15 protein-coding genes are annotated in these 11403 nt (G+C 61.6%); 1 reads left to right on the forward strand and 14 read right to left on the reverse strand.

Annotation, left to right across the window (positions count from 1 at the left end; all coding sequences use genetic code 11):
• Window positions 1-19: 19 nt before the first annotated feature.
• The 7 genes from ABX74_RS23020 to ABX74_RS23050 form a co-directional block, all read right to left on the reverse strand.
• The gene (locus tag ABX74_RS23020; protein ID WP_007735293.1) at window positions 20-1081 is read right to left on the reverse strand and encodes a DUF1214 domain-containing protein; all 1062 of its coding nucleotides are present in this window, start codon (window positions 1079-1081) and stop codon (window positions 20-22) included.
• Window positions 1082-1169: 88 nt separating this feature from the next.
• Window positions 1170-2315, reverse strand: a complete 1146-nt coding sequence (locus ABX74_RS23025; RefSeq protein WP_047889759.1) for a sulfotransferase family protein — start codon at window positions 2313-2315, stop codon at window positions 1170-1172.
• 22 nt (window positions 2316-2337) lie between these two features.
• Window positions 2338-3129: an SDR family oxidoreductase gene (locus ABX74_RS23030; RefSeq protein ID WP_041814785.1), complete on the reverse strand. Its 792-nt coding sequence runs from the start codon at window positions 3127-3129 to the stop codon at window positions 2338-2340.
• Window positions 3123-3482 (reverse strand): nuclear transport factor 2 family protein, encoded by a 360-nt coding sequence (locus tag ABX74_RS23035; RefSeq protein ID WP_047889813.1) that lies wholly within the window; start codon window positions 3480-3482, stop codon window positions 3123-3125. The genes ABX74_RS23030 and ABX74_RS23035 overlap by 7 nt, the downstream gene beginning before the upstream one ends.
• Window positions 3483-3506: 24 nt before the next feature.
• Window positions 3507-5408: a sulfate adenylyltransferase subunit CysN gene (gene cysN / locus ABX74_RS23040; RefSeq protein ID WP_047889760.1), complete on the reverse strand. Its 1902-nt coding sequence runs from the start codon at window positions 5406-5408 to the stop codon at window positions 3507-3509.
• Complete coding sequence (gene cysD / locus ABX74_RS23045) at window positions 5408-6313, reverse strand: sulfate adenylyltransferase subunit CysD (RefSeq protein WP_020906780.1); 906 nt, start codon at window positions 6311-6313, stop codon at window positions 5408-5410. The genes cysN and cysD overlap by 1 nt, the downstream gene beginning before the upstream one ends.
• Entirely contained in the window at window positions 6310-7056 is a 747-nt protein-coding gene (locus ABX74_RS23050) for a 3'(2'),5'-bisphosphate nucleotidase CysQ (RefSeq protein ID WP_047889761.1), read from the reverse strand. Before ABX74_RS23050 ends, cysD begins: the two co-directional genes overlap by 4 nt.
• Window positions 7057-7310: 254 nt before the next feature.
• On the opposite strand from ABX74_RS23050, the gene ABX74_RS23055 reads away from it, so the two are divergent.
• Complete coding sequence (locus tag ABX74_RS23055; protein ID WP_047889762.1) at window positions 7311-7922, forward strand: TetR/AcrR family transcriptional regulator; 612 nt, start codon at window positions 7311-7313, stop codon at window positions 7920-7922.
• A 12-nt stretch (window positions 7923-7934) separates the two neighbouring features.
• Here the strand turns inward: ABX74_RS23055 and ABX74_RS23060 are convergent, their stop codons facing one another.
• From ABX74_RS23060 to hemB, 7 genes are read right to left on the reverse strand one after another with little or no spacing between them, the layout of a single operon-like run.
• Window positions 7935-8216, reverse strand: a complete 282-nt coding sequence (locus ABX74_RS23060) for a metal-sensitive transcriptional regulator (RefSeq protein WP_003942012.1) — start codon at window positions 8214-8216, stop codon at window positions 7935-7937.
• A gap of 31 nt (window positions 8217-8247) precedes the next feature.
• Window positions 8248-8520: a hypothetical protein gene (locus ABX74_RS23065; RefSeq protein WP_019744368.1), complete on the reverse strand. Its 273-nt coding sequence runs from the start codon at window positions 8518-8520 to the stop codon at window positions 8248-8250.
• Entirely contained in the window at window positions 8513-9028 is a 516-nt protein-coding gene (locus ABX74_RS23070) for a hypothetical protein (RefSeq protein WP_047889763.1), read from the reverse strand. The genes ABX74_RS23065 and ABX74_RS23070 overlap by 8 nt, the downstream gene beginning before the upstream one ends.
• Entirely contained in the window at window positions 9021-9458 is a 438-nt protein-coding gene (locus tag ABX74_RS23075; protein WP_019744370.1) for a hypothetical protein, read from the reverse strand. The genes ABX74_RS23070 and ABX74_RS23075 overlap by 8 nt, the downstream gene beginning before the upstream one ends.
• Before the next feature lie 15 nt (window positions 9459-9473).
• On the reverse strand, window positions 9474-9629 hold the full coding sequence (locus ABX74_RS30475; protein ID WP_019744371.1) for a hypothetical protein: 156 nt from the start codon (window positions 9627-9629) through the stop codon (window positions 9474-9476).
• Between the two features lie 57 nt (window positions 9630-9686).
• On the reverse strand, window positions 9687-10349 hold the full coding sequence (locus tag ABX74_RS23080) for a hypothetical protein (protein ID WP_019744372.1): 663 nt from the start codon (window positions 10347-10349) through the stop codon (window positions 9687-9689).
• Between the two features lie 49 nt (window positions 10350-10398).
• Window positions 10399-11373 carry a porphobilinogen synthase gene (gene hemB / locus ABX74_RS23085; RefSeq protein WP_020968934.1) on the reverse strand — a complete coding sequence of 325 codons (975 nt, stop codon included), beginning with the start codon at window positions 11371-11373 and terminating at the stop codon, window positions 10399-10401.
• Between the last annotated feature and the right edge of the window lie 30 nt (window positions 11374-11403).

Genomic DNA, 11403 nt, shown 5'->3' on the forward strand with positions numbered 1-11403 from the left:
CCCAATCTCCGTCAGCGTGTCAGATCTTGACTACCTTGGACGTCGGGATCGGGTGCGAGTCCGCCTTGATCCAGCGCAGCGCCCATGTCCCCTCGGCATGCGAATCGGTGTCGATCCAGTTGCCATAACCCGGATCCTTCGCCGCCACGACGATTGTCATGGTGCCGTCGTCGTTGAGCTTCGCGGTGTGATTGTTGATGTAGATGTTCGTGCGGTTGTAGTCGAGGGACTCGACCCAGAAGTTCTGCAGCACGAAGTTGAAGTACTCGCAGTTCGGAACCTCGGTCTCGATGACCCACGCCTCGTCCTCGGCGAGCTTCCAGTAACCGTGGAAGTAGAAGATCGTCGGATCGCCGCCGGCATCCTGGAAGTAGTCCTGTCCCCAGTCGAAGATCTCGTTGGTGTGCGGCTGGAATTTGCGCGACCATTCCAGGAAGGTCTCCGCCATCCCCTTCACGATCCCGACGGACTTGGTGAGACGCTCGCCGATCTCTTCCGGAGTCAGCGGGACGAACTCGCCGTCCGGGTTCAGGCATTCGATGGTCAGATCACCGACAACCTCGTTGCGTCGATCCTGGTGAGTTTGCCGAACGGAGATGAGGTTGCTGTCGGGCGCCAAAGGCAGCCAAGCGCCCTCATCGGGCTTGTCGACGCTCGCGATGAACTCGAAACGGCCGTTCTCGTCGACCTCGAGGTCGTGGATATGCAGATCGCCGGTCTGCAGCATGGTGCCGTCGATGTGGTACCGATTTACGCGCGAGCCGAAGGTGATCAGCGGGACGGTGCCTCGGGTGCCGATGATCCGGTAGTTGTACTTACCGGAAATGTTGGCGCGCATGTAGACGTTGTCCGGGTTGTCGGCACCGATCTTCGTCATCATGTTCGGGTTCGGAGCCGACGAGAACTGCGGCCACCGCGGATCGGTGTACTCGACACAGTTGATCGTGCCGTACCGAAGCAACCGACTCAGGTAGCGGACGCCCTCGGCTTGAGTCAGCGGATCCTGAGGGACGATCTCGTCTTCCAGGACCTTTCCGACCTCGAGCAGATCTGCGCAGAACTTTTCCCAAACAGCATTCATGTGAATCTCCTTGTTTCGGTTGGGGCTTCGCCCTGTGCGCCTTTTTGGTAGTCGGCACTACCAAAAAGGCGCACAGGGCCGGAGGGCTTCAGGGTGTGGTGGCGAACTTCGCTTCGACGTCGGCAGCGCTCACGCCGAAATCCTCGAGCGAATAGCGATGCGACGGACGACGGTGCTCGGCAAGGCTCGCCTGATGCGACGCCTCCACCGCTGCGCGAGCCTCGTCAGTGAATGGCAGGTCGAACTGCGCGTAGATCTTCTCGACGGTGCCGACCGCATCGGCGATGAAGTCCTTGTAGTCGACGTCGATGAACTGATCGGGGTTGTAACGGCTACGGGCATTGTTGAAGTTCGCATTCCCTCGCGCCCACAACTCCAGTTGCGTGCGCCCGATGGCGGGACGATCGAAGGCCCTCGACATGTCGTGTCCGCCCTGCTCGACGAGGCTGAAGGTGGACGCCATCGATGTCAACGGGTCCCGGAACGTGCGAACGAACAGTGCATCCGGATAGACCGACATGATCTCGTCGATCGCGAAGACATGGCTCGGGCTTTTGAGCACCCACCGTCTGTCCTGGTCGTGCAGCCCGATCAACTGCAGGTTCTTCTTGTGCCGCGCATATGTTTCGGTCCAATCCTGCTCCGCCAGCCACCGGGTGTAACTCGGCACGTACGCCACCGTCTCGAACGCGGTCGAGAGCATCGTCTGCTGCAGCAGCCGCCAGCATTCCTCGACCTCCTCCGCCCCCATGAAATGAACCTTCATCAGATCTGCCTCGTTACGCTGGCGAGCACGGTAGAAGGCGTCGGAGCGAACGTAATCTTCGTTCTCCGACCACTTGTCGCGCTCGGGGCGCGGCTGCGGCGTCTCGGCGAGCCACATCTCGGCGCCCTGATGCGCCGGGTCGGCACCGAGCAAGCGGTGCAGCGCGGTGCTGCCGGTGCGGGTCAACCCGACCACGAAGATCGGGCGTTCGATCGGAACATCGACGTGCTCGGGGTATTTCGCGAATCCGGCCTCGCTGGTCAGGCGTCCCGCGAGCGCTCCGACGATCATCTTGCGAGCGATCACCTTGCCGTGAGGAGTGAGGTCGGCCTCGTTCTGGAACGACTCGAGGAGAACTCGAAGTCCTTCGAGATAACTGTCGCTGCCGAAGTTTTTGTACCCGGCCGCCTCGCGCGCAGCCTGGTGCAGGTCATCGATGGAACCGATGCCGTCGTAATCCTGTGTCATGGCTAGTCCTTGTATGAGTTGATCAGTGGTGCGTGTGACCGCAGTTGACGTCGAGACATTGCCCTGTGATGGCCCTGGCTGAATCGGACAGAAGGAAGACGACAGCGTTTGCGATGTCATCTGGCTCCGGCAATCGGCGCAGATCGGCGCCCGCTGCGATCTCGTCGTAGATCACCTTGGAGTCGACTCCTGCCGCCGCCGCCTTCTTCTCGAACATGTTCTTGACCGAGTCCGCCCAGATATAGCCGGGAGCAACCGAATTGACTCGAACGCCCTTGGGACCGAGGTCGATCGACAAACTGCGTGCCATTGCCAGGAGCCCGGACTTCATGATGCGGTAGGCCCCGAACCCGGGAAGCTGGTTGCGCAACACCATCGACGTGACCATCACGACGGACCCGTGCGACTCGATCAATGCCGGAGCAAATTCTCTGGTGACGTTCAACGCCGCGAGCAAGTTGATGTCGATGCCCGACTGGATGGACGCCACGTCGGCGTCCAGGAGCGGGACCTGCGCGGGTTGAACAAATGCGTTGTTCACGAGGCAGTCCACGCCGCCGAACTCTGCGAGCGCAGTCTCAGCCAACGAGGAGATCGAATCGACGTCGGTGAGATCGGTCGGAACGGCCAGTGCAATTCCGCCGCGGTCTCGGATCTCGGTTGCCACAGATTCCAAACGCTCGGGTGTGCGGGCGGCCAGAACAACTTTTGCTCCGGCCGCCGCACTCTGCACTGCAATCGAACGACCCAGTGCCGGGCCAACTCCGGAGACCACGACCACTTTGCCCGCCAGCAGACCCTGAGCGTTCAACAGAGTGCCTGTGGATCGAGAACAACACTCAGGGAGATGATCTTGCCGTTCTCGTCGAACTCGAACAGGTCGGAGGCAGCGAAGTCGGCCATCCCGACGCGCTGTACCCGAAGCTGCATTGCTGCGTACTTTCCCGTCACCGAAATCGGACCGAGCAGGCTGACTGTGAAATCGACCTGCGCATTCGCGGTATCGAATTCGCGAATCTCCTCGATTCCGCGGTAGGTCCGGCCCCCCAGCGGTTCGTGTTGAACTGCGTCGGGCGCAAACAGCGCAACCAGTCCGTCGACGTCGTGACTTCCGAGACACTTGACGTAATCCTCTACGGCAGAAACTATTTCAGCCCTGTCAGGCATAGATGCTCCTCGTGTTCAGGCGGATCAAGAAATGGTTCCGCGGGCGCGGAGATGGTCGACGATCGCGATCGCAGCGTCCTCGGTCGTCGTGACACTGGTGTCGATGTGAATGTCAGGGTTCTGCGGCGGTTCGTACGGCGAATCGATTCCGGTGAAGTTCACCAACTCGCCCCGTCGAGCCTTCTTGTACAGACCCTTGGGATCTCGCTCCTCTGCGACGGCAAGAGCGGTGTCGACGAAGATTTCGACGAACTGTTCGTCGCCGATCAATTCACGGGCGGCATGACGCTCGGCCTCGAACGGTGAAATGAAGGACGCGAGAACGATCAGACCGGCGTCCGCCATCAGGCGGGTGACTTCGGTGACGCGGCGGATGTTCTCGACGCGATCTGCCGCGGTGAATCCGAGGTCTCGATTAAGCCCGTGTCGGACGTTGTCTCCGTCGAGGAGGTAGGTATGCGCGCCCAGTGCGTGCAGTTGGCGCTCGACGTCGTTGGCGATGGTCGACTTTCCCGAACCGGAGAGGCCGGTAAACCACAGAACTGCGGGTTGGTGTCCCTTGAGCCTGGTGTGCGCGGCCTCGTCGACGTCGACGGATTGCCAGTGAATGTTGTCCGATCGACGCAGCGAGTGCGTGATCATGCCCGCACCGACAGTGCCGTTGGTAAGGCGGTCGATGAGGATGAAGCTACCGGTGTCACGGTTGCCGACGTACGGGTCGAACGGGACCGGTCGATCGAAACTGAGGTTGCAGACACCGATTTCGTTGAGCGCGAGAGTAGTCGTTGCGGTCTTCTCGAGAGTGTTGACGTTGATCTTGTGTTTCGGTTTGGTGATGCGCGCAGTGACTGTCACGGTACCGATCTGGCACAGGAACGGCCGTTCGGGCAGCATGGGAGCCTCACCCATCCAGACGATGCAGGCCTCGAACTGATCGGCGACGGCCGGCGGATTGTCGGCGATGGACAGCACATCACCGCGACTGATGTCGATCTCGTCGGCGAGCGTGATGGTGACCGAGCGGCCCGCACCGGCAACGTCGAGGTCGCCACCCATGGTCACGATGCGCTCGACTGTGGACGTCTTTCCACTGGGGAGCACGCGGATGGGATCTCCGGGAGATACCGTGCCGGAAACGATCTGGCCGGAGAATCCGCGGAAGTCGAGGTCCGGCCGGTTGACCCACTGCACCGGCATCCGGAACGGAGCCGCGGCGGCAGCATCGTCGATGTCCACGCTTTCGAGATGCTCGATCAGGCTTGGTCCGGAGTACCACGGGGTATTCGCACTGCGCTCGGTGAGATTGTCACCCATGTATGCCGAGAGCGGGATGGCGACGAACCCGTCCAGACCGATCTCGTGAGCGAACTCTGCGTAATCCGCGGTAATGGCATCGAAGACCTCTTGCGAGTAGTCGACGAGGTCGAGCTTGTTCACGGCAAGCACCACGTGCTTGATCCCCAGCAACGACACCAGATACGAGTGCCGGCGGGTCTGAGTCAGTATCCCCTTGCGGGAATCGACAAGGATCACAGCAAGATCGGCGGTCGACGCGCCCGTCACCATGTTTCGGGTGTACTGCTCGTGCCCTGGAGTATCGGCGACGACGAACTTGCGTCGCTCGGTCGTGAAGTAGCGGTAGGCGACGTCGATCGTGATGCCCTGCTCACGTTCGGCGGCGAGACCGTCGACCAGGAGCGCGAAATCGAGCCCCTCCCCCTGGGTTCCGCTCTTGCGCGAATCGGCTTCGAGCGCCGTCAGCTGGTCGTCGAAGACGAGTTTCGATTCGTAGAGCAGACGGCCGATCAAGGTGCTCTTGCCGTCGTCGACGCTGCCGCACGTGATGAATCGCAGCATGCTCTTGTTCGCATGACGTTCGAGGTACGCCTCGATGTCGTCAGCGATCAGATCCGAGGAAACAGTCATCAGAAGTACCCCTCTTGCTTCTTCTTTTCCATCGACGCACTGGAGTCGTGGTCGATGACCCGTCCCTGGCGTTCGGAAGTGGTGGTGAGCAACATTTCCGAGATGATCTCGGTCAGGCTCGTTGCGGTCGATTCGACGGCTCCGGTCAGCGGGTAGCAGCCGAGGGTGCGGAAACGAACGCTCTTGAGTTCCGGAGTCTCTCCCGGCAGCAACGGCATCCGGTCGTCGTCGACCATGATCAGCGCACCGCCCCGCTCGACGACGGGCCGCTTGTCGGCAAAATACAGCGGAACGATCGGAATCTCTTCCTGGCGTATGTATTCCCACACATCCAGCTCGGTCCAGTTCGAGAGAGGGAAGACGCGCAGGCTCTCGCCCGGCGCTTTGCGGACGTTGTACATCCGCCACAGTTCCGGTCGCTGCTGCTTGGGATCCCAACGGTGCGCAGCTGATCGGATCGAGAAGATGCGTTCCTTGGCGCGGGATTTTTCTTCGTCACGGCGGGCGCCGCCGAATGCAGCGTCGAACTTGTAGTGATCGAGGGCTTGTTTGAGGCCTTCGGTCTTCCACATATCGGTATGGACAGCGCTGCCGTGAGTGAACGGGTTGATCCCCTGCTTCACGCAGTCCGGGTTGGTGTGGACGATCAGATCGAGATCGCCTGCAGCAGCGGTACTGTCACGAAGTTTGTACATTTCACGGAACTTCCACGTGGTATCGACGTGCAGAAGCGGAAACGGCAGCTTCGACGGATAGAAGGCCTTGCGCGCCAGATGCAGCATCACGGCGGAGTCCTTGCCCACCGAGTACAGCATCACCGGGTTCTCGCTCTGGGCAACAGCTTCACGCATGATGTGAATGCTCTCGGCTTCGAGTCGTTCGAGGTGCGTCAGTGTCGCGGTCATCGGCCCAGTTCCTCCAGTGCTTTCGGGGCGAGTTCAGGTCGGCAGATCAGCAGATCCGGCAACCACGGGTTTTCCTGGTTGTAGCGCAGTTCGCTGCCATCGATACGCGAAACATGCAGTCCCGCAGCACGTGCGACAGCAACGGGCGCCGCCGAATCCCACTCGTACTGTCCGCCCGCATGTGCGTAGATGTCTGCCTCACCCGAGACGACCGCCATTGCTTTGGCTCCGGCGGATCCCATTTCGATCAACTCCGCGCCCATCGAGTCGGCCATGCGCATGACCGGTTCTGGACGACGCGTCCGCGATACGACGACTCGAACCGGCGTCGCGGCATCCCGTTCGGTTCGATCATCGCTGCTCGAATAGGTGACGCCAAGGGCAGGCATTGCGACCGCACCTGTTGTGAGGACACCGTTTTCAGTCAGTGCAACATGAACGGCCCAGTCCGATCGTCCGGCCTCGCCGTACTCACGGGTGCCGTCGAGAGGGTCGACGATCCACACCCGATCCGCAGCCAGCCTCGCGAGGTCGTCGGAGCCTTCCTCCGACAGCACTGCATCCGCAGGAAAGCGTCGGGCAAGTTCGGCGACGACGAATTCGTGGCTGAGCCGATCGGCCGCGTTCCTGAAAGTCGCGACATCACCGTCGTTTTCGCCGAGGGATTTCCGATGGTCGAGCAGAAGTTCTCCAGCCGCAGCGGCGATGTCGATCGCCGCGCGTTCATCGTTAGTGCGTGTCATAGGTACTCCACAACTTTGTAGACCTCCCGATCGATACGGGAAGAAAGGTCAGGCCGACCGCAGAGTGTCCAGCGCTTTGCACTGGCCTCGATGTGGTCTGCGCCATACCGTAACACCAGAATGAACGATGTTCATTCTATTTCGAACAATGTTCATTCTATGATCTGAGTCACATTGGATTCTGGGCGGCGTTCGACAACGAACAGCGTTCGATGTGAATTGAGGATGCCGACCACCGCGACTACGGTGATCAAATGAGCAGTACCAGCAGCAAGTCGATCTACGGCGACGCCGAAGTGCGTCGACGCCGAACTCTCGACGCGGCGATCTCGCTTCTGGACGAAGGAGGCTACTCTGCGCTCACGATCCGCGCTGTCGCCAAACGAGCCGGCACCAGCACTGGCCTGATCTACCAGTACTTCGTCGACAAGCAGGACATCTTTGCCGCCCTCCTCAGCGAAAGTCAGCTGGAAATGGCGGACTTCGTGAACTCGCTCCCCCGCGAGCAGGGACTGAGCGCCTTACTCGAGTCCATGATTTCCGAATTCGCTCGGCACTGGGAACGGGTGGGTCGACTCACCACCACCTGGCGCGACATCGAAGGCATGGCCGGGTCCGACCGAGAAAGCATGCGGGAACTTCACGCATCCGTAGCGGTCTACAACTCGGCATTGATTCGAGCGCTCACCGAATCTGCTGCAGCCGAAGGGAGCCGGTTGATCGACGACCCCGCGTTGATCCATCTCGTGCTCTCCGGACTCAAAGGCCTGTCGGACACCATCGTCATCAACATCGCCAAAGAAGTCACACCCGAGTACTTCGTGAGCTTCTCCGCCAGGGCGCTCGCGCGGTCCATCACGGAATGACGGACCGACACCTTACGAACGAACGAGGCGAGCGATGGCCGCCTGAGCTTCCTTGATCTTGACGTCCGCTTCCGGACCACCCTGCTTGGCAGCTTCGACGACGCAGCCCGCAAGGTGCGCGTCGAGAAGCTTCAGGGATACGGACTGCAACGCGCTCGTCGCGGCGGACACCTGGGTGAGCACGTCGATGCAGTACCGGTCGTCTGCGACCATGCGCGAGATTCCGGCTACCTGACCTTCGATACGACGAAGGCGCTTGAGCAGATCGTCCTGCTCGGGGCTGTAACTACTCATACCGCAACTATACCCCCTACCCGTATGAGGGCTACCGCGATGCGACGAAGCCCACCCGGACGCGGCGCACGACATCGATGGCCATCAGCCCCGCAACCAGAATCGACAACCCGGCGCCAGAGATCCAGAGACCGTCGTAGTGCGTGCTCTCGAACGGCGGAGCGCCCTCCAATATCGGTCCGAAGTCGGACGTCGTCGTACCCGCTCGCCAGCACACGACCGCCAGAATCGTGGCGGCGACGATACCGAGTACACCGATCCACGTCTTCACGTCGACGAGCGGAGTTGGCTGCGCCTCAATCATCGGCAGACCCGTCCGGTTCCACACCGACCGTGACAACCTGGCTCAACGCCTCGCGAAGTGCCCGATCGTCTTTCGCCCACGCTCGCACCAATCCCCCGGTGGTCAGACGCAAGCCGATACCGTGCCGACGCCGGGGCACTCCGGACAGCTCACCCAGCGCGCGTGCCGTTTCCCACGGCTCCATTTCGTCTTCATAGGCGGCGTCGTCGGACTCCGGGAACACCTCGGCGATCTCGGTGATCGGCACCTCTTCGGTTCCCTGACGCAACGTGGTCGCGGTCAGAAGCACGCTCGCATGCCGGCGCGCGGCAATCACCTGCACGTACACCAAGCCGGTGAGGATCACGGCGAACATCGCCAGACCGACCCAATGCACCACCGGGCCGGTGAACAGTTCGATGACCAAGGCGATCAGGCAGAAGATCGGCCCGAACGCGATGGCCCACCACCGAGATCCCGGTTCGTAGTACAGAACGTCCGGGCCGATTTCAGGAGCACGGTCAGCCACGGGCGAACCAACTTCGGGTGGTGTCGCGGTAGATCGCGACGCAGGCACAGATCAGCATGACGGGGACGACGAGCGCGAGCACGGTACTGATCCCGGCGACGACCAGCGCGATCTGCAGCACCGCGAACACCCCGGACACGATCACCAGGATCCGTCGGCAGAGAGGTTTTCCGGCGCGAGTGGGACCGGCGAGGCCGCCGATCGCAAGGCCGGTCAACAGCAGAACCAGCCCGGACACCCGCACGAAGGTGACGTAGATGTCGATGTTTCCGGCCGATACGCCTTGATCGGTGAATTGCTCACGCAGCGAATACGAGGCGCTGGTGACATTGATCAGGCCGAAGAGTATGAGTAGGAACGCGCTGGCGATCCACAGCCAGAATGCTGCCTCGACGGCCGTCGGGCGCCGGACCTTCGTAGAGATACTCACGGGTTCAAGTGTGCGCTATCCGCTGACGATGCCCGGAATCATGAGCACCAGGAGTGTCACCAGAACAGAGGCTCCAAGGATCGCGAACAAGATCACTTCGGTCCGTGAACCACGTTGGCGCAGTGGAGCGTCGTGGGTGCTTTCCGTGCGCAGGGCTTCCTGAGAACTCATTGTCTACGACCTCTCCCCTACTACTGCAGTGACCCGTTTCACAGTACCCCGAGCTACCTATCGGTTCCCCGCCGGGGGGAAACGAAGAAAGTACGGATTGGACTCTTTTCGGTGCATCATCACGATCGCCCCGACAGCAGCAACTGCCTGCAGGATTTCCGCTCCGCCGAACAGCAGAGTGGCCGCGCCGCCGTCGCCGCCGAGCCCGAAGATCACGGGGATCGCAGAGACCAACATGAAGACTCCACAGAACGTCAGCAACATTCGAGCCCAGTTCTTGCCACGACTCATCGAGCGCACGAACAAAAGGAACACCGCGGTGACGATCACCACCAGAACAGCGGAGAACACGATGACCAGTGGGAACATGCCCTCCACGTCGGAGCGTGTCAGACCGGCGTCGACAGCCGCCTGGTTCCTGAGCATCTCGTCGACGAACATCGACTTCTGCCCGAGCAGCATCCAGATCATCGCGCCGCCCTGGACCAATCCAAGCGCCGTCACAGCCCACCACAACTGAATCGCAGTCACGACGTCCGTCGGCGGCTCGGGTTTCGGCTGGGGGCCCGGGTATCCGTTGTAACCGGGGCCGTATCCCGGGATCTGACCCGTCGGCATCGGTCCGAGTTCGCGGTACGGCTGATTCTCGAACGGCTGGTTCTCGTAGGGAGGTTCCCGGCGGGGCGGTTCCTGGCGCGACGGCGGCCACTGCTCGGTCATGACACCAGCGTATCGGTCGATACCGGTGCAGCCACCATGCGTGACTCCGTCACAGCCATCCGGCAACTTCCGACGCCCAGTACGTGAGGACCACGTCGGCACCGGCGCGGCGAATGCTGGTGAGCGATTCGAGAATCGCCGCGTCCCGATCGATCCACCCGTTCTGCGCGGCGGCCGTGATCATCGAGTACTCACCCGAGATCTGGTACGCCGCGACCGGAACCGGAGACCGGTCGGCGGTCTCACGCAGAATGTCGAGGTAGGACATTGCAGGCTTGACCATCACCATGTCAGCGCCCTCGGCGATGTCGAGGTCTACCTCGCGCATCGACTCGCGGCGGTTGGCGCCGTCCTGCTGATAAGTACGACGGTCGCCTTGCAGTGAGGATCCGACGGCTTCACGGAACGGCCCGTAGAACGCTGACGCATATTTCGCGGCATAGGCGAGCTGACCGACCTCGACATACCCGGATGCATCGAGCGCACCGCGGATCGCAGCCACCTGACCGTCCATCATGCCGCTGGGGCCGAGCAGGTGCGCACCCGATTCAGCTTGCGCGAGAGCCATTTCGACGTATCGGATCAAGGTTGCGTCGTTGTCGACGGCGCCGGTGGCGTTAAGCACGCCGCAGTGGCCGTGATCGGTGAACTCGTCGAGGCAGGTATCGGCCATGATGACCGTCGAATCGCCGAGTTCTTCTGCCAGAGCGCGCAATCCGACGTTGAGGATGCCGTCGGGATCGGAGGCACCGGAGCCCTGAGGGTCCTTGTCCTCCGCCTTGGGGACGCCGAAGAGCATCAGACCACCGACGCCGGCTTCCACTGCTTCCACCGCGGCGGACCGCAGCGAATCGAGGGTGTGCTGGAAAACGCCTGGCATGGAACTGATCTCACGCGGCGCATCGATGCCGTCTGCAACGAACATCGGCAACACGAGGTGTCGGGGTTCGAGCGAGGTCTCTGCCACGAGTCGCCGGAGCGCTGGGGTGCGCCGGAGCCGGCGAGGGCGATGAGTGGGAAACACGAGAAGTAGCCCTCCTTCGTCGGAACCTGT

Source organism: Rhodococcus sp. ARP2, from assembly GCF_001029585.1.
Classification (GTDB): domain Bacteria; phylum Actinomycetota; class Actinomycetes; order Mycobacteriales; family Mycobacteriaceae; genus Rhodococcus_F; species Rhodococcus_F erythropolis.